General features: G+C 61.0%; 17 protein-coding genes. All 17 read left to right on the top strand.

All coding sequences use genetic code 11. From position 1 onward, the window contains the following. Positions 1-3 precede the first annotated feature (3 nt). Positions 4-1,299 carry a flagellar assembly peptidoglycan hydrolase FlgJ gene (gene flgJ, locus AB4N43_RS08880; RefSeq protein ID WP_027922327.1) on the top strand — a complete coding sequence of 432 codons (1,296 nt, stop codon included), beginning with the start codon at positions 4-6 and terminating at the stop codon, positions 1,297-1,299. A 23-nt stretch (positions 1,300-1,322) separates the two neighbouring features. Then, positions 1,323-3,389: a flagellar hook-associated protein FlgK gene (gene flgK / locus AB4N43_RS08875; protein ID WP_460153793.1), complete on the top strand. Its 2,067-nt coding sequence runs from the start codon at positions 1,323-1,325 to the stop codon at positions 3,387-3,389. Positions 3,390-3,402: 13 nt separating this feature from the next. Next, positions 3,403-4,968 carry a flagellar hook-associated protein 3 gene (locus AB4N43_RS08870; RefSeq protein ID WP_027922329.1) on the top strand — a complete coding sequence of 522 codons (1,566 nt, stop codon included), beginning with the start codon at positions 3,403-3,405 and terminating at the stop codon, positions 4,966-4,968. 93 nt (positions 4,969-5,061) lie between these two features. After that, entirely contained in the window at positions 5,062-8,634 is a 3,573-nt protein-coding gene (locus AB4N43_RS08865; RefSeq protein ID WP_460153791.1) for a glycosyltransferase, read from the top strand. Between the two features lie 987 nt (positions 8,635-9,621). Then, the gene (gene rfbF, locus AB4N43_RS08860) at positions 9,622-10,395 is read left to right on the top strand and encodes a glucose-1-phosphate cytidylyltransferase (RefSeq protein WP_027922331.1); all 774 of its coding nucleotides are present in this window, start codon (positions 9,622-9,624) and stop codon (positions 10,393-10,395) included. Further along, positions 10,377-11,459 carry a CDP-glucose 4,6-dehydratase gene (gene rfbG / locus AB4N43_RS08855; RefSeq protein WP_027922332.1) on the top strand — a complete coding sequence of 361 codons (1,083 nt, stop codon included), beginning with the start codon at positions 10,377-10,379 and terminating at the stop codon, positions 11,457-11,459. The genes rfbF and rfbG overlap by 19 nt, the downstream gene beginning before the upstream one ends. Then, entirely contained in the window at positions 11,456-12,016 is a 561-nt protein-coding gene (locus AB4N43_RS08850) for a dTDP-4-dehydrorhamnose 3,5-epimerase family protein (protein ID WP_027922333.1), read from the top strand. The genes rfbG and AB4N43_RS08850 overlap by 4 nt, the downstream gene beginning before the upstream one ends. Further along, positions 12,013-13,239 (top strand): methyltransferase domain-containing protein, encoded by a 1,227-nt coding sequence (locus AB4N43_RS08845; RefSeq protein ID WP_460153789.1) that lies wholly within the window; start codon positions 12,013-12,015, stop codon positions 13,237-13,239. The genes AB4N43_RS08850 and AB4N43_RS08845 overlap by 4 nt, the downstream gene beginning before the upstream one ends. After that, positions 13,236-14,093: an NAD-dependent epimerase/dehydratase family protein gene (locus tag AB4N43_RS08840; protein WP_059181386.1), complete on the top strand. Its 858-nt coding sequence runs from the start codon at positions 13,236-13,238 to the stop codon at positions 14,091-14,093. The genes AB4N43_RS08845 and AB4N43_RS08840 overlap by 4 nt, the downstream gene beginning before the upstream one ends. Beyond that, complete coding sequence (locus AB4N43_RS08835; protein WP_460153786.1) at positions 14,083-15,153, top strand: class I SAM-dependent methyltransferase; 1,071 nt, start codon at positions 14,083-14,085, stop codon at positions 15,151-15,153. Before AB4N43_RS08840 ends, AB4N43_RS08835 begins: the two co-directional genes overlap by 11 nt. Before the next feature lie 17 nt (positions 15,154-15,170). Then, positions 15,171-15,908, top strand: coding sequence for a cephalosporin hydroxylase family protein (locus AB4N43_RS08830; RefSeq protein WP_027922337.1), 738 nt, complete (start codon positions 15,171-15,173; stop codon positions 15,906-15,908). A 56-nt stretch (positions 15,909-15,964) separates the two neighbouring features. Beyond that, positions 15,965-18,898 carry a TIGR00180 family glycosyltransferase gene (locus AB4N43_RS08825; RefSeq protein ID WP_460153784.1) on the top strand — a complete coding sequence of 978 codons (2,934 nt, stop codon included), beginning with the start codon at positions 15,965-15,967 and terminating at the stop codon, positions 18,896-18,898. Between the two features lie 30 nt (positions 18,899-18,928). Then, complete coding sequence (pseB, locus tag AB4N43_RS08820; RefSeq protein ID WP_027922339.1) at positions 18,929-19,930, top strand: UDP-N-acetylglucosamine 4,6-dehydratase (inverting); 1,002 nt, start codon at positions 18,929-18,931, stop codon at positions 19,928-19,930. Further along, positions 19,927-21,090 carry a UDP-4-amino-4,6-dideoxy-N-acetyl-beta-L-altrosamine transaminase gene (pseC, locus tag AB4N43_RS08815; RefSeq protein ID WP_027922340.1) on the top strand — a complete coding sequence of 388 codons (1,164 nt, stop codon included), beginning with the start codon at positions 19,927-19,929 and terminating at the stop codon, positions 21,088-21,090. Before pseB ends, pseC begins: the two co-directional genes overlap by 4 nt. A 4-nt stretch (positions 21,091-21,094) precedes the next feature. Further along, positions 21,095-21,790, top strand: a complete 696-nt coding sequence (gene pseF, locus AB4N43_RS08810; protein ID WP_027922341.1) for a pseudaminic acid cytidylyltransferase — start codon at positions 21,095-21,097, stop codon at positions 21,788-21,790. Further along, the gene (gene pseG / locus AB4N43_RS08805) at positions 21,787-23,292 is read left to right on the top strand and encodes a UDP-2,4-diacetamido-2,4,6-trideoxy-beta-L-altropyranose hydrolase (protein WP_410921348.1); all 1,506 of its coding nucleotides are present in this window, start codon (positions 21,787-21,789) and stop codon (positions 23,290-23,292) included. Before pseF ends, pseG begins: the two co-directional genes overlap by 4 nt. Then, positions 23,285-24,337 (top strand): pseudaminic acid synthase, encoded by a 1,053-nt coding sequence (pseI, locus tag AB4N43_RS08800; RefSeq protein ID WP_027922343.1) that lies wholly within the window; start codon positions 23,285-23,287, stop codon positions 24,335-24,337. Before pseG ends, pseI begins: the two co-directional genes overlap by 8 nt. The last annotated feature ends 187 nt before the right edge of the window (positions 24,338-24,524 follow it).

The raw sequence follows: 24,524 nt of genomic DNA, 5'->3' as shown, positions 1-24,524 counted from the left end.
GTCATGGATATGCGCAAGAGCGGTCTGGTCAGCAGCAGCGACTCCGGTTCCTATTCGGACTTGAATCGTTTGAACCAGCTCAAGGTGGGCGACAAGAACAGCGACGGCAACATGCGCAAAGTGGCGCAGGAGTTCGAATCGCTGTTCCTCGGTGAGATGCTCAAGTCCATGCGTTCGGCCACCGAAGCGCTGGGCAAGGACAACCCGCTCAACACGCCGGCGGCCAAACAGTACCAGGAAATGTACGATCAGCAGTTGGCCATTTCCATGTCCCGCGAAGGCGGTGGTATTGGTCTGGCGGACGTGCTGATGCGGCAGATGTCGAAGAACAAACCGCTCGCGCCAGGCGAGGCGGCGGCCCTGTCCGCGGCCAAGCAGGAAGCGGCGAAAGCCGCCGTGCCAACGCCGATTGCGGCCGGCACCGTGGCCACTGATGGTCCGCTATCGCGGCTCAATGGCCAGCGTCCGTTGTGGGCTTCGCGTTCGGTGAAAGCGCCGACAGGCGAGGGCACGCATCGCAATGACATGGAGCTGATTAATCAGCGCCGTCTCGCCTTACCGCCGAAACTGGCGGATCGCTTGCTCGCCGGTCTGGTGCCTTCAGCCACCACGACTGCTGCTGCGACGCCGAACAAAACCCTGTTGCCAGAGCGTGCCACGACGACGGCCACGACCGGTGCCGGCCCGCTGTTCAACGGCGATTGGCTGGCCTCGCAAACGGACAATAAGTCCAGCGGGCAGATGCAGATTTACGGACGTGCGATGGCGCAGATTCCTCTCGCGCCGCCGAAGAAAGCCTTCAGCTCCGCCGACGAATTCGTCAACACCATGCTGCCGATGGCCAAGGAAGCCGCCGAGCGCATCGGTGTCGATCCTCGCTACCTGGTGGCTCAGGCCGCACTGGAAACCGGTTGGGGTAAATCGGTCATGCGTGCCCAGGATGGCAGCAGTAGCCACAACCTGTTCGGCATCAAGGCCGGCACCAGTTGGAAGGGCGATTCGGCGCGGGCCATTACCAGCGAATTCCGCAACGGCGAGAGGGTCAAGGAGACGGCTGAGTTCCGTTCCTACGACTCGTACAAAGACAGCTTCCACGACCTCGTGACGTTGCTGCAAACCAATAATCGCTATCAAGATGTTGTGAAGTCGGCCGATAACCCAGAACAGTTTGTACGCGAGTTGCAGAAAGCCGGGTATGCAACCGACCCGGATTACGCAAGCAAGATCTCGCAGATAGCCAAACAGATGACGAGTTACCAAAACTACGCTGCGGCGGGCGCTTCCACCACGCCTCTATAGGCACAAGGCATAAGGTCTGAACCATGAGTTTGCTCAATATCGGGATGTCGGGTCTGGCCGCTGGCCAATCCTCGTTGATGACTACCGGCAATAACATTGCCAACGCCGACACCGCCGGTTATTCACGCCAGCAAACCGTGCAGGGCACCAAAGCCTCGAATCAGTTCGGCAACGTCTACATCGGCACCGGCACGACCCTGGCCGATGTGCGTCGCGTCTACAACAGCTACCTCGATGCGCAATTGCAGACCACCACCTCGCTCAACAGCGACGCGGCCGCCTACGCCGGGCAGATCAGCCCGCTCGACGCCTTGCTGTCGGACAGCGGCACCGGCCTCAACGGCGCGCTGACCAAGTTCTTCGCCTCGGTGCAGAACGTCAACGCCAAGCCGGGTGACGATGCGTCCCGTCAGTTGCTGCTCAGCGATGCCCAGGCCTTGAGCAACCGTTTCAACTCAGTGTCCGCCCAGTTGACCGCGCAGAACGCGAACATCAACGGCAACCTGACGAACATGGCCGATCAGGTCAACAAACTCGCCGCCACCGTGGCGCAGTTGAACCAGAAGATTTCCGAAGTTTCCAAGGCCGGCGGCATGCCCAACGAGCTGCTCGACGCGCGCAACGAAACCGTGCGTCAGCTCTCCACGTTCACCGGCGCACAAGTCATCGAACGCGACGGTAACCTTGATGTGTACCTGGGCAGCGGTCAGCCGCTGGTCATGGGCGGCACCGCCAGCACTCTGCAAGTGGTGCCGAGCCAGGCCGATCCATCGCGCATGGGCATTCAGCTCAATCGTGGTTCGAGCACCGTCGACATTACTTCGGTAATGACCGGTGGCGAGATGGGCGGTCTGCTGCGCTATCGCAGCACCGTGCTGGACCCGGCCATGAACGAACTGGGCCGCGTAGCCCTGGTCGTTGCCGACCAGATGAACGGCCTTCAGGCCCAAGGCATCGACAAGAACGGTGCGTTCGGTTCGAACCTGTTCAACAGCATCAACAGCGCCGCACAGATGGCCGACCGCAGTGTGGCCACCGTTGGCAACAGCGCCGGTTCCGGCAACTTCGATGTCAGCATCGAGGACAGCGGCAAGCTGACCATCAACGATTACAAAGTCACCTTCACCAGCGCCACCAACTACACCGTGCAGCGCCTGCCGGAAGGTACAGCGATGGGCGCTTTCAGCACCCTGACCACGCCGCCTCCGGTGATTGACGGTTTCTCGTTGAAGCTCAGCGGTGGGGGGGCTGCGGCCGGTGACACGTTCAAGATCACGCCGACCCGCAACGCGGCGACGAACATCAAGACCGAGATGACCGACTCCAAGCGTCTGGCCATTGCGGCACCGTTGAGCGCGGCGATTGCGCCGGGCGGCAGCGGCACCCTGACCATCTCGTCCAGCGGTCAGCCAACCCTGACCACGAAGTTCGATATCTACGACACGGCCACGACCACCCTTATCCAGAACGGCATGAACACCTCCATGCCGGTCAAAGTGGTGTTCGGTGCCGCAGCGGCCGACGGTTCCAGCCAGCCTTACCAGTTGCTCGATGCCAAAGGCGTGCAGATCAGCACTGGCACCATCAAGCCGAACCAGAACAACACCCTGAACCTGACCGTGCCTCTCAAGGACGGCACGGGTGCGCCGATCATGGACCCGGGCCCGCCCGCCGTGCAGCGTACCGTCAGCTTCGACATGACCGTGGCCGGTTCGCCAGGCACAGGCACTGCGATTGATATCAACATCGCGCAGCCAGGCACCCTGGACAACCGTAACGGCACTGCACTGGCCGGCTTGCAGACCAAGCAGGTAGTGGACACCGGTACCGCCAGCAAGGGTATTTCCCTGACCGACGCCTACGGCAAACTGGTCGAGGGTGTTGGCGCCAAGGCGGCGCAGGGCAAGCTCGACAGCGCGGCGACCGGCGCCATTCTGGACAACGCCAAGAATGCCCGCGACTCGCTGTCCGGTGTCGACCTCGATGAGGAAACCGGCAACCTGGTCAAATACCAGCAGTACTACACCGCCTCTTCGCAGATCATCAAGGCTGCGCAAGAAATCTTCAGCACACTGATCAACAGTCTTTAAGGAGTCGTAGCCCATGCGCATTTCTACCGCCCAGTTTTACGAGTCCTCTGCTGCCAACTATCAGAAGAACTTCTCCAACGTGGTCAAGAGCAGCGAAGAGGCGAGCAGCCTGGTTCGCGTCAACACTGCGGCCGATGATCCGGTCGGTGCCTCGCGCCTGCTGCAACTGGGTCAACAGGCTTCGATGCTTGATCAGTACAAAGCCAACACCAACACTCTCAAGGCGACCCTGGGCCAGACCGAGTCGGTCATGACCAGCATCACCAACGTGCTGCAGCGCGCCCAGGAACTGGCCATCGGTGCCGGCAACGCCGGTTACACCGACGCCGACCGTCAAGCCAACGCTTCGGAGCTGGGCGAGATCGAAGGTCAGTTGCTGAGCCTGATGAACAGCAAGGACGAGAACGGCAAGTACATCTTCGCCGGTTCCAAGGGTGACACCGTTCCGTTCACGCAAAACGCCGACGGCACCTACAGCTACAACGGTGATCAGGTAACGCTTGACCTGGCGGTCGGCGACACCATGTCGATGGCCACCAACAGCACCGGTTGGGAAGTGTTCCAGCAGGCGATCAACACCAGCCGCAGCCAGGTCACCATGACCGCACCGGCGGTGGATGACGGTCGTGTGGTCCTGTCCAACGGTCAGGTGTCGTCGGGCGTCACCTACAACAACAAGTTCCGCGCAGGCGAGCCGTACACCGTCGATTTCGTCAGCGGCACCCAGTTGAAAATCACCGATTCGGGCGGCAACGATGTGACCGCTGAAGCAAGTCAGGGCGGTGCGTTCGACCCGACCACGAAAACCGGCCAGACCGTGTCGTTCCGTGGTGTCGACCTGAACCTGAACATCAACCTGGCGGCCGGTGATACCGCTGCCGCCGTGCTGCCGGGCCACACCTTTACCCTGGCGGCCAAGCCTGACACCTTCACCGCGACGCGCAGCCCGGGTAACCCGACCGCGACTCAGGTCACTGCCAGCAACATCACCAACCCGGCGAATTACCACGCCAGTTTCCCGACCGGTTCGGCGGTGATGAAATTCACCAGCGCCACCGCGTTCGACCTGTATGCCGCACCGTTGACGCCTAACAGCCAGCCGGTTTCTTCCGGCACTGTGGTTGCCGGCGTCGCCACGGCCTCGGGCGTGAGCTTCACCCTGGCCGGTACGCCGGGCGCGGGTGATCAGTTCAGCGTGGCGGTCAACACCCACGAAACCCAGAACATTCTGGACACCGTGAACCAGCTGAAAACCGCACTGAACACGCCAATCAGTGGCAACCCGATCGCGATCCAGAAGTTTCAGGCCGCACTGGCTTCGGGCATCGGCAACCTGGCGAGCGGCGCCGATCAGTTGTCGACCTCTCTGAGTTCGGTGGGTGGTCGCGGTTCCGCCCTGGACACCCAGAGCGAGACCAACCAGAGCCTGGTCCTGGCCAACACCCAGACCCAGTCGGCAATCCGCGATTCCGATCCGGCCGAAGTCATGACCCGCCTGACCTTGCAGCAAACCATGTTGCAAGCGTCGCAACTGGCCTTCAGCAAGATTGCTCAGCTGGGCTTGTTCAACAAGATCTGAGTCTGTGTCTGTCGAGCTACCAACCGTCTTTTCCTAAGCGGTTCCGCAGCCTCTGCCTGAAAGGGCAGAGGCTCGCCGCTCGAGAGTTCTGTCGTGAATCAACGCCCTCTAGTCAGCATCGTCATCCCCGCCTTCAACCCGCGCTTCTTCAGTCAGGCGCTGGAAAGCTCGCTCGCTCAAAGCTATGAGAACGTTGAAATCGTCGTCTGTGACGATTCGTCTTCTGACGAGATCCACAAAATCGTCAAATCGTTTGCCGACCCTGCTCACCCTGTTCGTTACCTGCGTAACCCCAAGCGTCTGGGCCTGTCAAAAAACGTGCTGCGTTGCGTCAACGAAGCACGCGGCGAGTTCATCAAAGTGCTGTGCGATGATGACCGGCTGTTCACGCCGAGCATCGCGATGCAAGCCCAGGCGCTGATCGACTATCCCGAGGCCACCCTGGTGTGCGGCCTGCGCATGATGAGCGACGCGAACAATTTCATCTTGCCGCCCCGCATCGATAACTGCCGTTTTTCGCCCCTTGATGCGTTGCTCAAGGGCGATGACATGTTGGCGATTTTCGAGAACACGCCGAAGAACTTCATCGGCAACTTCAGCTCGACCCTGATGCGCCGTGCCGATGTGCTGGAACTGTTGCCGGCGCTGACCCAGGACGGTACGGGTTTTGTCGCGATGCTCGATTTCGCCTTGTTCGTATGCCTGCTGCGCCGCGGCAACATGGCGGTGTTGAACACCGTGCTGAGCACCGAGCGTCTGTACCCGGAACGCCTGAGCAAGACCACGGAAATGACCCGGGCTGCCGTGCAGGAATGGGAATGGCTGATGCAAATGCTGACCTCGCGCGGTGGCGAATCGGCCCCGGCGTCGGGCTGGGTGCGCTGCGTCGAATTGAGAAAGGCCCTTGAAGAGCCGCGCCAGTGGGAAGAGTTGTGTGTGGTGCGCGTGCTCGGCAGTCGCAACACCGTGGTCAACGGTCGCGTGGGCGGAAACAGCGACAGCTACGCCGAGTTCTATCGCGAGTGGCTGGCGAGCCGCCAATTCACTCCGGCGGAAACACGGCACATGCCGGGTACGATCAGCCGCTGGGCCATGCGTCCGAACCTGGTGCCGATCATCATCGACACCGAGTCTGACAGCGTCGCCCTGAACGCCACGCTGGCCAGCCTCGCCACGCAACTGTACGCCCCGCAAGCGGTGGTGGTGCTGTCGAACGCGGACTTCGATGGCGCCGATAACGTGCTGCAATTGCCGCTTGAGGACAACTGGGCGCACCAGCTCAATGGCGTGATACCGCAACTGGAAGGTGCGCATTGGTTCTACCTGCTGCGTGCCGGCGACACCTTGCGCGTGTCGTCGTTGCTGGTGATGGCCGAGCGCATTGCCGGTACGCCGGGCATGCTCTGCGCCTACAGCGATGAAGGCGCGTTGGTGGAAGGTGAGTCCGCCGAGCCAGTGTTCAAGCCAGGCTTCAACCTCGACCTCATGCGTTCCTACCCCTACGTTGGCCGGACTCTCGCATTCGAGCGTCAGCGCTTTTTGGCGGTGGGCGGTTTCGATTCGGCTCACGGCGAATTGGCCCCGCATGATTTGCTCTGGCGTCTGGTGGAAGAGGCCGGGTTGCACACCATCGAACACATTGCAGAGATTCAGGTGGAGTCGACGCAGACCTACGCCGATTGGCTGTCGTTGCCTGAGGTGATCGAGGGCAGCGAAGCCGTCGTCAGCGCGCACCTCGACCGCATCGGTCTTGAACACCGGATTCGCGATGGCGAGTTGCCGCTGCTCAAGCGCATCGATTACCTGCACGCGCACCGGCCGGTGGTCTCGATCATCATAGGCGCGGGCTCTTCGCTGGGCGCTTTGCAGCGTTGCACCGAAAGCCTGATCGAGCAGACCTCGTACACCGAGTACGAAATCCTGATTGTCGATGAAGGACGCGGTGATGCGGCGATGGCCGAGTGGCTGGGCGCGATGTCTCAACTGGGCGCCGCGATGCTGCGCGTCCTGCGTTTTGACGGGGGCACCGGCGAGGCGGCGTTGGTCAACTTCGCTGCCAGCCATGCGCGGGGCGAGTACCTGCTGACGCTCAACCCGCGCAGCGTGATTTACGCGGGTGACTGGCTCGCCGAAATGCTCAATCATGCTCAGCGTCCGGAAGTCGGCGTGGTTGGCGCACGGCAGATGAACGCCAACGGCGCGATTGTTTCCGCCGGTTTGATCCTGGGCATGGCCGGGCCTGCGACTTCGCCGTTTATCGGCGAGCACGTCAGTTCGCGTGGCTACATGCAGCGTCTGCAAGTGGCGCAGAACTGGAGTGCGGTCAGCAGTGATTGCCTGATGGTGCGCAAAGAGGTGTTCGACAGCCTCGGTCAGCTGGATGAGGCTGAATTCAGCCTCGGGCTCGGGGGTGTTGACCTGTGCCTTAAGGCGGATAAAAACGGTTACCTGATCGTCTGGACGCCGTTCGCGACCGTGATGATCGGTGACGACAGCGCGCCAGCCCTGACGCAGGTCGATGTGCAGGCGCAGCAGGCCGAGCAGGAAAGTTTCTACCTGAAGTGGCTGCCGAAGATTTCCCGTGATCCGGCGTACAACCCGGCCCTGACACTCGGCGTCGCGAGCTTCAGCCTGGAGCCTTCGCTGCGCCACAACTGGAATCCGTTCTGCCATCGCGACCTGCCGCTGATTCTCGGCTTGCCGGTCAACGAGTCGGCGATCGGGCATTACCGCGTGACCGCGCCGCTGGCGGAGCTTGAGGCAGCCGGGCGGGTCATTTCACGGGTGGCTTACGAGTCGCCTTCGACGGTGGAAATCGAGCGCCTGTCGCCGGACACCATTATTTTGCAGGGGCGCTACAGCGAAGGTTCGGCGGCCGACATTCTGCGCATGAAGAAGTACTCCAATGCGCTGCGGATTTTCGAGCTGGATGACTACATTGTCAGCACGCCGAAAAAGAACAGCCACGCCCGCAACAAGCCGGCCAACACTGAGCAGATGTTGCGTGAGGGTATTGGTCTGTGTGATCGCGTGGTGGTGACTACCCAGGCACTGGCTGATGTGTTGTCGAGCATGCACAGCGAGATTCGTGTGGTGCCGAACATGTTGCCTCCCGAGCCATGGGCGACGTTGACCAGTCAGCGCCGTACCTCGAAAAAGCCACGGGTTGGTTGGGGGGGTGGCACCAGTCACACCGGCGACCTGGAGATCATTGCCGATGTGGTTCGGGAGTTGGCCAATGAGGTGGAGTGGGTGTTCTTCGGCATGTGTCCGGATGCGTTGCGTCCGTACATTCATGAGTTCCATGGCACGATCGATCTGCAGAGTTATCCGTACAAGCTGGCGAGCCTGAACCTTGATTTGGCGTTGGCGCCGTTGGAGTTTCATATCTTCAACGACTGCAAGAGCAACTTGCGGTTGCTGGAGTATGGGGCTTGTGGGTATCCGGTGATTTGCACGGATACCCGTGCGTATGACGGGTTTTTGCCTTGCACCAAGATTCTGAGCAATAGCACGGAGGAGTGGTTGCAGGCGATTCGCATGCACCTGGCGGATCCGGATGCGAGTTATCGCATGGGGGATCAGTTGCGTGAGGCGGTGCATCGGGATTTCATGTTGCGCGGGGATAATCTTCAGCACTGGTTGTGGGGTTGGTTGCCGGACTGATTCGGTGTACATATCCGTTTTTCGGTAACGGCTTCTATTGGTTTCGCTCTTACAGCGAGTCACTTTGGAAAATCCGGAATGCCGGCCCAGACCAAAGTAACCAAAGCGCGTTTGCCCCTTTCGTTCGGTGCCTCGCTGTGGCTCGGCATGCCCTCGCTCCGGTCCTGCTCCGTGGGCCCGCCGCCACCGGCCATCCATGGCCGGGGGCGGCTAACCCGGCATCCTTGCCGGGTTGCCCACTGCGCAGAACCTCCACTCGGCCTCTCGAGGGGGCGGTGCATCAAGATCAAAAGCTGAAGGCGAGCTAACGCTCGGCCTGATGAGTGGTGAGAAGCAAGGGCGGTATACCGATCTATTGTCGGAGCCTGGCTTGCCAGCGATGGCGTCCTGTCAGCCAACCAATCTCTCTGGGATGCACCCAGTCCAACTGTGGGAGCGGGCTTGCTCGCGAAGCTGTTGATCTTGCCGTTGTCGTTGTCGTTGCCGTTGCTTCGGCTTTTGACGTTGATCTTGATCTTGATCTGTTGCCCCTTTCCCAGAGGCCGAACGCAGGCGTTGCGTAGGGGGCACCGCGGCAAGGATGCCGCGGTAGCCGCCCCCGGCCATGGATGGCCGATGGCGGCGGGCCCCCGGAGCAATGCCGGAGTGAGGGCATGCCGAGCCACAGCGAGGCACCGAATGGAGGGGCAAAGCCTTTTGCTTACTTTTCGGCGTCTGGAAAAGTGAGTCGCTGTAAGAGCGAAACCGCCAGCAGCCGTTATTGCAGAAATGGATATGCACGCAAATCCCTAACCACAGAACCCAACCCCCATCAGTCGCCCACCCCAAGCAATTGGCTCACTTCCTGCAAGTCCCCCACATATCGCCATAAATCCTTCACCTCAACAGGCGTGAAGGCCCCAGTGGCTGCGGGTTAATGATGTGCATCTGACGGTTCGCCAACCCTAGCGGGGCTGGCCAAACCGCGCGAAGAGCAAGAGGACAGCGATGAAGGCAGTAATTCTGGCGGGTGGTCTCGGTACGCGGATCAGCGAAGAGTCGCACCTCAAGCCCAAGCCAATGATCGAAATCGGCGGCAAGCCAATTCTTTGGCACATCATGAAACAGTACTCCGCCCACGGCATTCACGACTTCGTGATCTGCCTTGGCTACAAGGGCTACGCGATCAAGGATTTCTTCGCCAACTACTTCCTGCACACCTCCGACGTCACGTTCGACATGTCCAACAACCGCATGGACGTTCACCAGAACTACAGCGAACCGTGGCGCGTGACCCTGATCGACACCGGCGAAGACACCATGACCGGTGGCCGCCTGCGTCGCGCCGCCCGTTACCTGGAAGGCGAACAAGCGTTCTGCTTCACCTACGGCGACGGCGTCTCGGACCTGAACATCGGCGCGTTGGTGGACTTCCACCTGAGCCACGGCAAACTCGCGACCGTGACCGCCGTGCAGCCACCGGGACGTTACGGCGCCCTGGAGCGCGACGGTGACAGCGTCAAAGGTTTCATTGAAAAACCACGCGGTGACGGCGGCTGGATCAATGGCGGCTTCTTCGTACTGTCGCCCAAGGTCTTGCCCTACATTGCTGACGACCAGACCTCCTGGGAAGCCGAGCCATTGGCCGCGCTGGCCAACGAGCAACAGTTGCAAGCGTTCCAGCACGACGGCTTCTGGCACCCGATGGACACCCTGCGCGACAAAAACCACCTTGAGCAGCTGTGGCTGAGCGGGGAGGCCCCATGGAAGCAATGGGACTGAGTCAGGAGTTCTGGCGCGGCAAGCGGGTTCTGCTGACCGGCCATACCGGCTTCAAGGGCAGTTGGTTGACGTTGTGGCTGCAAAGCCTCGGTGCCAAGGTCAGCGGTTTTTCGCTGGACCCGTCCACCGAACCGAGCCTGTTTGAACTGGCGCGCGTGCACGAAGGCATCAACGATCAGCGCGGCGATTTGCGTGACCTCGGCGCATTGCTGGAGCTGATCGCCGAGACCCAGCCGGAAATCGTCTTGCACCTGGCGGCCCAGCCGTTGGTGCGTGAAGGTTATCGCGACCCGTTGGGGACTTATTCCAGCAACGTCATGGGCACCCTCAATCTGCTCGAAGCCATCCGCCAGGTCGGCGGCGTGCGCGCCTGCGTGCTAGTGACCACCGACAAGGTTTACGCCAATCAGGAATGGCTGTGGCCGTACCGCGAAAACGAAGCCCTCGGTGGCCACGACCCGTACAGCAGCAGCAAAGCCTGCTGCGAGTTGCTGGCGCAGTCTTACGCGGCGTCGTTCTTCCCGGCTGAAAAGTACGCCGAGCACGGTCTGGCCCTGGCCACCGCCCGCGCCGGCAACGTACTGGGTGGCGGTGATTTTGCACCTGAGCGGTTGATTCCCGATGTGCTCAAGGCCTGGTCCGCCGACGAACCGGTGACCCTGCGTTACCCGCAAGCCGTGCGCCCGTGGCAGCACGCGCTGGAACCGCTGGCCGGTTACCTGCAACTGGCGGCCGGCCTGTATGAACAAGGCCCCGAGTTTGCCGGTGCGTGGAACTTCGGCCCGAGTGAAGCGGACATGTGCAGCGTCGGCGAAGTCGTCGAATTGCTCGCCAACCGCTGGCCACAAGCCCGTGGCCTGCGCATCGAACCGAGTGAGTTGCATGAAGCCGGCCTGTTGCGCCTGGACAGCAGCCGCGCCCGTCAACTGTTGGCGTGGCAGCCGCGCTGGTCGTTGCAACAGTGCCTGACCCAGACGCTGGATTGGCACCTGGCCTGGCAAAACGGCGACGACATGCGCGCCATCACTTTGGGCCAGTTGAACCTGTACCGAGGCGCGTTGTGAGCGAGTTTTCGATAACGCCATTGCCGCTGGCCGGTCTGTTCAGCGTGCAGCACAAACGCTTCGAGGATGAGCGCGGACACTTCGCCCGTCTGTTCTGTGAAGGCAGCCTGAGCGCCTTCGGCGAGCCGTTTCATATCCGTCAGATCAACCATTCCTGCACCCGTGAGCGGGGCAGTGTTCGTGGCCTGCATTATCAAAACGCGAGCGCGCCGGAAGCCAAATTGATCACCTGCCTGCGCGGCGAAGTCTGGGACGTAGCGGTGGATTTGCGCCCCGATTCCGCGACCTTCCTGCACTGGCACGCCGAGTACCTGCGTGCCGGTGACGGTCGCAGCCTGCTGATCCCGGCCGGCTTCGCCCACGGTTTCCAGACCCTGAGCGACGATGCCGAATTGCTCTACCTGCACAGCGCGGATTACACGCCAGTGCATGAGGGTGGTTTGAGCGTGAACGATCCACGGCTGGCGATTGCCTGGCCGTTGCCTGTCAATAATCTGTCGGCACGGGATTCCAGCCATCCCTTGCTTGATGACCACTTCGCTGGAGTGCGTGTATGAATTGCCGTGGTTGCGGGACTTCCCTGGCCTTGCCGCTGATCGACCTCGGCACCTCGCCGCCGTCCAACGCTTATGTGCGCGCCGATCAGCTGGAGCAAACCGAGCAATGGGTGCCGCTCAAGGTGGCGGTGTGTCAGCAATGCTGGCTGGTGCAGACCGAGGATTACACCAGCGCCGACAGCCTGTTCGACGCCGAGTATGCGTATTTCAGTTCGTTCTCCAGTACCTGGCTGGCCCATGCCGAGCGTTACGTCGCCGAGATGACCGAGCGCTTCGGCCTGACCGCTGACAGCCTCGTGGTGGAAATCGCTGCCAACGACGGTTACCTGTTGCAGTACGTCGCTGGACGCGGCATTCCGTGCCTGGGCGTCGAGCCGACCCGCAGCACCGCACAAGCGGCGCGGGACAAAGGCCTGGAGATTCGTGAACTGTTTTTCGGTCGCGATACCGCCGCGCAATTGGTCAGCGAAGGCTGGTCCGCCGACCTGATGGCTGCCAACAACGTGTTGGCCCACGTTCCGGACATCAATGATTTCCTCGGTGGTTTTGCGACCCTGCTCAAGCCGACCGGGGTGGCGACGTTCGAGTTTCCGCAACTGCTGACGTTGATGGCCGGCCAGCAGTTCGACACGCTGTATCACGAGCATTATTCCTACCTGTCGCTGACCGCCGTGCAGACCTTGTGCAAGCGCAATGGACTAGAAGTGTTCGACGTCAGTCAGCTGTCGACCCATGGCGGTTCGCTGCGGGTTTTCGTCCAGCGTGCCGATGGTGTACGTCGTCCGGTACAACCAGCCGTTCAACAGCAGTTGCAGGCCGAACTCGCCGCCGGGGTAAAAACCACCGAGTACTACGCGACCCTCGCACCCGCTGCCGAACGGATCAAACACGAACTGCTGCGCTTCCTGCTGCAGGCCAAGGCCGACGGCAAGCGTGTGGTCGGTTACGGCGCGGCGGCCAAGGGCAACACCTTGCTCAACTACGCCGGAGTCAAACCGGATTTGCTGGCGTGGGTGGCCGATGCCAACCCGCACAAGCAGGGCAAGTATTTGCCGGGCAGTCGCATTCCGATTGTCTCGCCGGCACAGATCGACCTCGAGAAACCCGATTACGTCCTGGTGCTGCCGTGGAACCTGCTGACCGAAGTCAGTCAGCAACTGGCGCAGGTGCGTCAGTGGGATGGCCGTTTCGTGATCGCCGTGCCTGAGTTGACCGTGCTGTGAAAGTGCTCGTGACCGGCGCCACCGGGTTTGTCGGCCGTCATCTGGTCGACGCCTTGCTCGCCCGTGGCTGCGAAGTCCGCGCCGTGGCGCGCAATGCCGAGACTGCCGCGACCATGCCGTGGATCAATGCCGTGGAATTCGTTGCGACGGATATTCACGCCGAGGATCTGAACATCGCCGCATTGACCGATGGCGTCGACGCGCTGGTGCATCTGGCCTGGCCGGGGCTGCCGAACTATCGGGCGCTATTCCACTTCGAACACAACTTGATGGCCGACTACCGGTTCATCAAGGGTGCGGTCGAGGCGGGCGTCTCCCAAGTCTTGGTCACTGGCACCTGTTTCGAATACGGCATGCAAAGCGGTCCGCTCAGCGAGCACACCGCGCCGCAGCCGAGCAATCCGTACGGGTTGGCAAAAAATACACTGCGCCTGTTTCTGCAAAACCTGCAGCAGGTTCAACCGTTCACCCTGCAATGGGCGCGGTTGTTTTACCTGCATGGCGAAGGGCAAAACCCGAACAGTTTGCTCGCCGCGCTTGACCGCGCCATCGACGCTGGCGATGACAGCTTCAACATGTCGGCCGGTGAGCAATTGCGTGACTACCTGGCGATTGAAACCGCGGCCGGTTACCTCGCCGCCATCGTGCAACAGCGTGAATTCGATGGCGTGATCAATTGCGCCAGCGGCCAGCCGGTTTCGGTGCGGGCGCTGGTCGAACAGCGGCTGCGTGAGCGCGGCGCGTCGATCCATTTGAACCTCGGTCACTACCCATACCCGACCCACGAACCGATGGCGTTCTGGGGCGTGGCGGACCGTTTGCAACAGCTACTGGGAGCAGAGCATGAGGCATGAGTTGTATCGGGTCGCCGACCTGCCGGTGTTGCAAAACCGCACCTTTGCCGACCCCGCGTCGGCCAAGGCTTCGGCGTGTGCCGACATGGTCCTGGTACAGGATGAAAAGAGCGGGTTGATCTTCAACCAGGCCTTCGATGCCGACAAGCTCAGCTACGACGCCGACTACCAGAACGAGCAGGCGCATTCGGGCCAGTTCCAGAAGCACCTGGGCGATGTCGAAGGCATCATTGCCCGCCACTTCAAGGGCCGGGAACTGATCGAAGTCGGCTGCGGCAAGGGCTACTTCCTCGAACTGCTCAAAGGGCTGGGTTACGCCATCACCGGCATCGACCCGGCCTACGAAGGCGACAATGCCGACGTGATCAAAGCACCGTTCACCCGTGGCCTAGGCCTGGCGGCGGATGCCATCGTGCTGCGCCATGTGCTGGAACACATTCAGGACCCGGTGAGTTTTCTTGCCGAGATCGCCGACGCCAATCAGGGCGGGCAGATCTACATCGAAGTGCCGTGCTTCGACTGGATCCTCGAGCACAAAGCCTGGTTCGACCTGTTCTACGAGCACGTCAATTACTTCCGCCTCGATGACCTGCGCCGGATGTTCGGCACCGTGCACGAGGCCGGGCACCTGTTCGGCGGCCAGTACCTGTACATCGTTGCCGACCTGGCGACCTTGCGCCTGACCCCGGAACACCCGGTGCCACGCCTGGCGCTGCCTGACGGTTTCACCGCAAGCCTTGCGCGTGCGGTACAGATTATCCAGGACGCACCCGAGCACGGTTCGGCGATCTGGGGCGCATCGTCCAAAGGCGTGATCTATTCGCTGTTCCTGCAAAGGGCCGGTGTGGCAGTGGATCGCGTGGTCGACATCAACCCGGCGAAGCAGGGCCGTTATCTGCCCCTGAGCGGTGTGCGTGTGTCCTCGCCGCAAGAGGCCATGGACGCGCTGCCCGAAGGCGCCCACCTGTTTGTAATGAATTCCAACTACCTCGAAGAAATCAAGCGGATGACCGATGGACGCTACGTCTATCACGCCGTCGACAGCGCTTCGTTCCAGTGACTATTGAGATTAGAAAAATGACTGACAACACCATCAATAAAGCCTTCGAAGCCGAGTGCGCAGAACAAATCGCCGCTCAGGGCGACGACCAGAAACTCACCGGTCTGGCCCAGGATTTCTTCAACCAGTCGGCCAAGCACAAGTACAGCTACCACTTCTCGTGGATGGGCCGTCCGATCATCCAGCTGCCGCAAGACATGATGGCGATGCAGGAAATCATCTGGCAGGTCAAACCCGACCTGGTGATTGAATGCGGCATCGCCCACGGCGGTTCGATCATCTACTACGCCTCGTTGCTGGAGCTGCAAGGCCACGGCGAAGTGCTCGGCATCGACCTCGACATTCGCCCGCACAACCGCGAAGCCATCGAAAGCCACCCGATGAGCAAGCGCATCAAAATGATCGAAGGCTCGAGCATCGACGAGGCGATCGCCGCACAAGTCCGCGCTGCCGCCGAAGGCAAGAAAGTCATCCTCGTACTCGACTCCAACCACACCCACGATCACGTACTGGAAGAGCTGCGTCTGTACGCACCGCTGGTGTCGGTAGACAGCTATTGCGTGGTTATGGACACCGTGGTTGAGGACATGCCAGCCGATTTCTTCCCGGATCGTCCATGGGGCCCGGGCGACAACCCGAAGACCGCCGTGTGGAAATACCTGGAAGAAAACGCTGACTTCGAAATCGACCGTCAGTTGCAGAACAAGCTGCTGATCACCGTGGCGCCGGATGGCTATCTGCGTCGCGTTCGTTAATCACTTTTGAATTGAATGTAGGTTCTCGGCTTCTGGCCGGTTGTGGGGATAGAAATATGCGCGTTCAAAACACTGCTCGAAACGATGTGGCACCGCTGAATGAACGGTTGACGGTGGTGGTGATTTCCCACAACCGCAACGCCTACCTGCGGCGCACCTTGCAGTATTACAGCAGCTATCCCTGCACGATTCTGGTCCTGGACTCTTCGCTGAAAAGCGACGAGAACATCGCCCGTGATTACCCGATGGTCGATTACCGGCACCTGCCGCAATTCACCTACACCGGGTTGCAGGACAAACTCGCCTATGGCGTGAATCAGGTGACCACGCCGTACATGGTGCTGGCCGCCGATGACGATTTCCTGCTGCACGATGCGGTCACCGAGTCGCTGGAGTTTCTCGAAGACAACGCCGACTACGGCATGTGCCACGGCTACGGGATCATGTACCTGGCGCGCGCCACGGAAGTGAATTACTTCCGCCGCGACCGCAAGGGCCCGGAGGACTATTGCTCGGAGTCGGCCGAAGAACGCCTGACGCAATTCATGGGGCACTTCCTGCCGCCGTTCTACGCGGTCAGCCGTACCGAGTTGCTGCAGGACTGGCACAACGCGTTGCTGCCGGGCACCAGCTTCGAATGGCAGGAAATCGGCCATGCCTATTACATGCTCGCGCGCGCCAAGGCGCGGATCTTGCCGATCCCGTTCGCCGTGCGGGAAATCCCTTACGGTGCCTCGGAGCACAACACCAACGTGCTGACGGTGTTGACGCTCAAGGACGCAAAAACCGTGGCCGATCGCGAGCGCTTTGCCGAGTTTCTGGCGTCGTTGCCGACCGGCATGTCCCACAAGACACTGGCCGAAGGCAAGCAGGTGGCGCTGGACAGTTTCGCCACCATGGCCGACTGCCTGACCAACATGCGTTCGTTGCAGGGCACGATGATTTTCACCTCGACCTGGCTACAGGCTGGCAACGACCCTTCGCGTCTGTTTGGTCAGATGCAGTTTGTCGAGATGCCGTTCTACAACCAGCCGGTTTTCGATTTGCTGACCGAGTTCGAATTCCTGCTGCACACCATGCCGGCCGGCAAGTTGCAGCTGCAGGAACTGGAAGGCCTCTTGCTCAAGCAACATGAGCTGATGCGCGTGCACCCCAACGACAACGAGCGCACCTTGCGCAGCCGTTTGTGGGAAGCCCTGAGCCTGTATGCGTTCAACCGCACGGTGGTGTCGCGTCTGGTCGAGTCGTTAAAGGATTCCGATGAGCCCGAAGAAGGCCTCAAGCTGCAAGCCTGGGCCGAACGCCTGGCGTCGGTGCCGGCACAGGACGAGCAATCGTTGTTCGAGAACATGCCGTCCGGGCGCTTGCTGAACTGGCTCGATGCACGCAACCCGGATGCCAAGCAGCTCAAGGTGATTGAGGCGCAGCTGCGTAAACGCAATGGCGGCCCGCAGTTCGGCATCATGCTGTTGGACCTCGACGCCGACATGGTCAAGTTGCAGGCCACCTTCGACAGCCTGGTCGCTGGTAATTGCAAGGCGTTCAAGGTCGTGGTGTTCACCACCGGTGATTTGCCGGCGACCACCACACCGCGTGACACCGTGCATTTCGTCAAAGTCACCGCCACCAATTACGTCGAGCGCATCAACCAGAGCGTCAACCAGTCCACCGCCGACTGGCTGGTACTGGCTGAGGCCGGTGATCAGTTCACCGCCAGCGGTCTGCTGCGCGCCAGCCTCGAACTGATGGGCGCCGAAGGCATTCGTGCTGTGGCGATGGATGAAATCCAGCGTCAGGAAAACGGCTCACTGGCGGATGTGTTCCGTCCGGGCGTCAACCTTGATCTGCTGCAAACCGTGCCGTCGCTGATGGCCCGCCACTGGCTGATCCAGCGTGACGTATTGGTGAACGCGGGAGGCTACTCGGCTGAATACCTGTCGGCGCTGGAGTTCGACCTGTTGCTGCGTCTGATCGAAGACGGCGGCCTGGGTGGCCTGGCGCATCTGGCCGAGCCGCTGCTGATCTGCAACGTGGCGTCCGTCGAGGAAAACCCTCACGAGCGTCAAACCCTGACCCGTCACCTGACCGCCCGCGGCTATCGCGGTCAGGTCAGCTCCGGGCTGCCTCAAACCTGGCAGATCGATTACCAGCATGCCGCGCGGCCAAAGGTCTCGATCATCCTGCACAGTCAGGACAATCTGGAGCACCTGCAACGCGCGGTGGTCAGCGTGCTGCAACGTACCCGTTACCAGCAGCATGAAATCCTGATCGCCGATAACCACAGCCAGTCCGAAGAACTGGCGACCTGGCTGACCAGCCTGGAAGGCAAGGGCGATCGCCTGCGCGTCCTGCGCACCGGTAAACGCTTGAGCGCCTCGGCGCTGCATAACTTTGCGGTCAGTGAAGCCAAGGGCGCCTACGTGGTGTTGATGTCGGCCGAAGCTGAAGTGGTCAATTCCAACTGGCTCGACAGCCTGCTCAATCAGGCCCAGCGTCCGGAAGTCGGGATTGTCGGCGGCAAGCTGATGAACTTCCGTGGAGCGACCACACAAGCAGGTCTGGTACTGGGCTTGAACGGCGTGGTCGGTTCGGTGTTTGTCGATGAGCGCAAAGATGCCAAGGGCTACATGAACGGTCACCAGGTTGAACAGAACTACTCGGCAGTGTCCGGCGCTTGCATGATGGTGCGCAAGGAGCTGTACGAGGCCGTTGGCGGTCTGGACGAAGAGCATTTCGACGAAGCGTTTGCTGACATCGACCTGTGCCTGAAAGCCGCCGACGCCGGTTACCTGATCGTCTGGTGCCCGCAAGCGCAGATGCTGCACCCGGGCCTGTTGCCGGATGCACCGCAAACGGCCGCGGCCCTGCAAGACAAGTGGCGCGCGCGCTTCGCTCAAGACGCGGCGTACAACCAGAACCTGGCCTTGACCGGCAAGGGCTTTACCCTCGGCGCAGCCTCCAGTGTGAACTGGACGCAGTTGCTCGCTTAAGCCTGGCTGACAGGTACAAGGACTCAAGGCATGTTTAACGGTAAATCGATTTTCATCTCCGGCGGCACCGGCTCGTTCGGGCGCAACTTCATTCGTCGGCTGCTGGAGCAATACCAGCCAAAACGCGTCGTCGTGTTCTCGCGCGATGAGCTCAAGCAGTACGAAATGCAGCAGACGTTTAATGCCCCGTGCATGCGTTACTTTTTGGGTGATGTGCGCGACGCCGAGCGTTTGCGCCAGGCCATGCGCGGTATCGATTACGTGGTGCATGCCGCCGCCCTGAAGCAAGTGCCGGCGGCGGAATACAACCCGACTGAATGTATTCGTACCAACGTCAATGGCGCCGAGAACATCATCGCCGCGGCCATCGACAACGGTGTGAAAAAAGTCGTCGCGCTGTCCACCGACAAGGCCGCCAGCCCGATCAACCTGTACGGCGCGACCAAGTTGCTGTCGGACAAACTGTTTGTCGCTGCCAACAACATTGCCGGTGAACAGCAAACGCGCTTTGCCGTGGTCCGCTACGGCAACGTGGCCGGTTCGCGGGGCTCGGTGGTGCCGTTCTTCAGCAAGCTGATCCGTGAAGGCGCCACTGAACTGCCGATCACCGATGAACGCATGACGCGTTTCTGGATCACCCTCGATCACGGCGTGCAATTCGTGCTCGACAGCTTTGCGCGCATGCACGGCGGTGAAGTGTTTGTGCCGAAGATTCCATCGATTCGCATCGTTGATCTGGCGCAGGGCATGGCTGAACACCTGCCGCACAAGAACGTCGGGATTCGCCCGGGCGAAAAACTCCATGAATTGATGGTGCCGCTGGACGACGCGCGGATGACCCTGGAGTTCGCCGATCACTACACGATTCAGCCGTCGATCCGCTTCACCAGTGTCGACGTGGATTTTGCCGTGGACAATCTGGGCGAACAGGGGAATGCCGTGAGCGAGGACTTCGAATACCGCTCCGACACCAACCCGCACTTCCTGTCGGTGGGTCAGATCGCAGACCTGCACGCCGAGTTGTCGGCATGATTCCTTACGGTCGGCAAAGCCTCGATCAGGCAGACATCGATGCGGTGGTTGCCGTGTTGCAGTCTGACTGGCTCACGCAAGGGCCGACCATCGAGCGTTTCGAACAGGCCATGGCCGAACGTTGCCAGGCCGGTTTCGCGGTGGCGGTGTGCAACGCCACGGCGGCGCTGCACATCGCTTGCCTGGCGGCGGGGCTTGGGCCGGGCGATCGTTTGTGGACCACGCCGAACACCTTTTTGGCCTCGGCCAACTGTGGTCGTTATTGCGGTGCCGACGTGGATTTCGTCGACATCGATCCGTTGACCTGGAACCTCGATGCCTATGCCCTGAAAGCAAAGCTGGAAGCAGCCGAAGACAGCGGCACGCTGCCCAAAGTGCTGGTGGCGGTGGCCTTTTCCGGACAAAGCTGTGACATGCGCATGATCGCCGAACTGGCCGAGCGCTATGGCTTCACGGTCATCGAAGACGCATCCCATGCGGTTGGCGCCTCCTACGCCGGTCGCCCGGTGGGCTGTGGCGAATTCGCCGCCATGACGGTGTTCAGTTTCCACCCGGTCAAGATCATCACCAGTGCCGAAGGTGGCATGGTGCTGACCAATCGCCCGCAGCTGGCTGAACGCTTGCAACGTCTGCGCAGCCACGGCATGACCCGCGATCCGCAGCACATGACCGAACCCAGTCACGGTCCATGGTATTACCAGCAAGTGGAGCTGGGCTTCAATTACCGCATCACTGACCTGCAAGCAGCCCTTGGGTTGTCACAGCTGGGTAAACTTGACGGGTTTATCGACCGTCGTCGTGAACTGGTGGCGCGTTATGAGCGGTTGCTGGCGTACTTGCCGGTGACCCTGCCGAGCATTCAGCCCGAGGCCGAATCGGCATGGCACCTGTACGTGGTGCGCCTGCAGACGGAGCGCATCAATCTCAGTCATCGGCAGGTGTTCGAAGGCTTGCGAGCCGCCGGGGTCGGGGTGAACCTGCACTATATTCCGGTGCATTTGCAGCCGTATTATCGTGACCTGGGATTTTCCGAGGGGGACTTCCCGCAAGCGGAGCGTTACTACGCCGAGGCCATCAGCCTGCCGCTGTTTCCTTTACTGAGCGATGAACAACAGGATTACGTGGTCGAGCAGTTGCGACGGCTGGTCCTTGAGGAGTAGTACCTTGAGCAGCGTTGCGATCATTCCGGCCCGAGGTGGCAGCAAGCGTATTCCCCGCAAGAACCTCAAGCCGTTCGACGGCGTGCCGATGATCGTTCGCTCGATTCGTACGGCGCTGGATTCAGCGCTGTTCGATCAGGTGGTTGTCAGCACCGACGATGAAGAAATTGCCGAGGTTGCCCGGGCGCATGGGGCTCACGTACCGTTCATGCGTCCGGCGTCGTTGGCGGATGATTTCACCGGCACGGCGGCGGTGATGGTTCATGCCTTGAATGAACTGCCGGCGTTCGACTTTGCCTGCTGCGTCTATGCGACCGCGCCGCTGTTGCAAGCGCGGTATCTGCGCCAGGGGCTGGAATTGCTCAAGCGGCATCCAGACAAATCGTTTGCATTTTCCGTCGCCGGTTTCGGCTTCCCCGTGCAGCGTGCCTTGACCCTCGACGAAGAGGGCGCCTTGACCTCGCTTTACCCGGAATTTCGCACGACCCGTTCCCAGGATTTGCCCGAAGCCTTTCAGGACGCCGGCCAGTTTTACTGGGGGCGTCGCGAAGCCTGGTTGCGCGGCGATGTACTGTTTTCCCCGGCGAGCCTGCCAGTGATTTTGCCGCGGTATCTGGTGCAAGACATCGACACCGTTGAAGACTGGAAGCGTGCCGAATATCTGTACGCGGCATTGAAAGCCGGCGGTGAAGTGCAATGAGAGTGCTGATTCGTTCCGACGCTTCGCCGACGATTGGCAGCGGCCATATCGCGCGCCTGTTGCCACTGGCCAGAACCTTGCGCAAGCAGGGTTCGCACGTGGCGTTTGCCTGTCGTCTGCTGCCGGGCCATCGACTGGATGCTTTGGCGGGTGAGGGCTTCGAAACCTTTGCGCTGCCGGATCGTTATCCTGATGAAGATCCGCAACAAGCCATCGAATCGATGCTGCCGTGGCAAGCGGACATCGACGCATTGGCACAGGTGCTGGAAGACCAGCCGGCGTTCGACTGGATCATTGTCGACCACTATGGCCTCGATCATCACTGGCAAACCGCAGCCCGACGCTGGGCAACCCGGATCGCAGCGGTGGATGACCTTGCGACGCGCACCTATAGCGTCGATCTGCTGCTCAATCAGAACCTGTCCGGTACACCTGAGGCTTATGCCTCGCTGCTGCCGCGGGGTTGCCAGACCTTGCTCGGCCCGCGTTTTGCGATGCTGCGTGATGAGTTCAACTGCGCGGCCATCGAGATCAAACCCCGGGCCAAGCGGGTGCTGGTGAATTTCGGCGGTTTCGATGCGGCAATGCAGACGCATCATGCGATGTTGGCGATGGCGGACTTCCATGAGCTGGACGTCGATTTTGTGGCCGGTGCCGATAATCCGGCCTGGGAACAGATGCAGGCGTTGGCGGCAGATCGTCCAAACTGGCGTTTGCACAGTTTTGTCAGCGACTTCTACCGGTTGATGACCGAGGCCGACTTGTTTGTCGGTGCCGGTGGCGGTACCAGCTGGGAGCGGGCGGCGCTGGGGCTGCCGACGATTTGCATCGCTGTGTCGAATAATCAGCAGGCCAATGGCGAAGTCATGGCGGCAGCGGGGGCCCATGTCTACCTGGGGCCGCGTGAGCAGGTCTGTGTTGAACAGCTGCGTCAGGCCGTGGGATTTGTCGCGGACAATCAGGGCTTGCGCCAGAGCCTCGCCGAACGCTCCCGGCAATGGGTCGATGGCCGTGGCGCGCAGCGTGTGGCGGCGGCATTGGCCGGTGCGGTTTTACAGATACGCCCGGCGACCCTGGGCGATTCGACGTTGTTGTTCGAGGGGCGCAATGCCCAGGCCGTGCGGCGCTGGTCGCTGGAGACCGGTGTCATTGACCGGCAAGCCCATCAAAACTGGCTGACCGCCAGCCTGAGCAATGACCAGCGCTTGTTATTGATCGCCGAGGCGGATGACGGCCCGGTCGGTGTGCTGCGTTATGACCGGCGTGGCGTTGAAGCCGAAGTGTCGATTTATCTGTTCGAAGGCCGTTTCGGGCTGGGCTGGGGCAGGGCGCTGCTGGCGCGGGGCGAGGCCTTCGTCACCCGTCATTGGCCACAACTGACCGCCATCACTGCTCAGGTTTTGCCGTCCAACCAGCCGTCGCTGAAGGTCTTTCGCGAAGCCGGTTTCACTCAGAGTGCCTGCGCGTTCACGCGCGTATTGAAGGATCACCGCAATGACTAGTTTCAAGATCGGCAACCGCTTGATCGGTGCTGACGCGCCGCCCTTCATCATCGCCGAGATGAGTGGCAACCATAACCAGTCGCTGGACATGGCGCTGCAAATCGTCGAAGCGGCGGCCAAGGCCGGCGCCCACGCCTTGAAACTGCAAACCTACACGGCCGAGACCATGACCCTGGACCTGTCCGAAGGTGAGTTCTTCATCAAGGACCCCAACAGTCTGTGGGCGGGCACATCGCTATATGCCTTGTACGAAAAAGCGCATACACCGTGGGAGTGGCATGCACCGATTTTTGCCCGGGCCAAGGAACTGGGGATGCTGGCATTCTCCACACCGTTCGATGACAGCGCCGTCGACTTCCTCGAAAGCCTCGACGTGCCGGCTTACAAGATCGCCAGTTTCGAGAACACCGACTTGCCGCTGATTCGCCGGGTCGCCGGCACGGGCAAGCCGTTGATCATTTCCACCGGCATGGCCAGCATCGCCGAGCTCGATGAAACCGTGCGCGCGGCCCGTGAGGCCGGTTGCAAGGACCTGGTGCTGCTCAAGTGCACCAGCACCTATCCCGCGACTCCGGCCAACAGCAATGTGCGAACGATTCCCCATCTGCGTGAATTGTTCGGTTGCCAGGTCGGTTTGTCCGATCACTCCATGGGGGTTGGCGTTTCCGTGGCCGCGGTGGCGCTGGGGGCGACGGTGGTGGAGAAGCACTTCACCCTCGACCGCGCGGCCGGTGGCGTGGATGCCAGTTTTTCGCTGGAACCGGCGGAGCTGGCCAGTCTGGTCGTCGAGACCGAGCGTGCCTGGCAGGCGATGGGCCAGGTGCATTACGGCGTGACAGAAGCCGAGCGCAAATCCCTTGTTTACCGTCGCTCGCTCTATGTCACCCAGGACATGGCCGCCGGCGAGCCCTTCACCACGGCCAATCTGCGCGCCATCCGTCCGGGGCTGGGCCTGGCCCCCAAGCACGCTGAAACCCTTCTGGGCCGCCGCGCCCGCCACGCTATCACGCGTGGAACCCCGCTGGACTGGTCCTTGGTCGAATAACACCTTATCGGCTTGATTCGGCAAAATAGAGTGACCTGTGAGTCATAACGCGCATCTTCACTGTATTGTATAAATCGGGAAGGTGGCGCCTGGCCTGTTTCTGGCCCAGTGATAGCCTTTTATTCTTCCCGCCGTCGCGGCTTCGGGGCGACGTTTTTCTCTGTTTGTCGGCGCCCTCGAATCCTTG

Source organism: Pseudomonas sp. S2_B07, from assembly GCF_054668435.1.
Note: the sequence above shows the minus strand (reverse complement) of the source record. Positions and strands in the feature narration are given on the sequence as shown.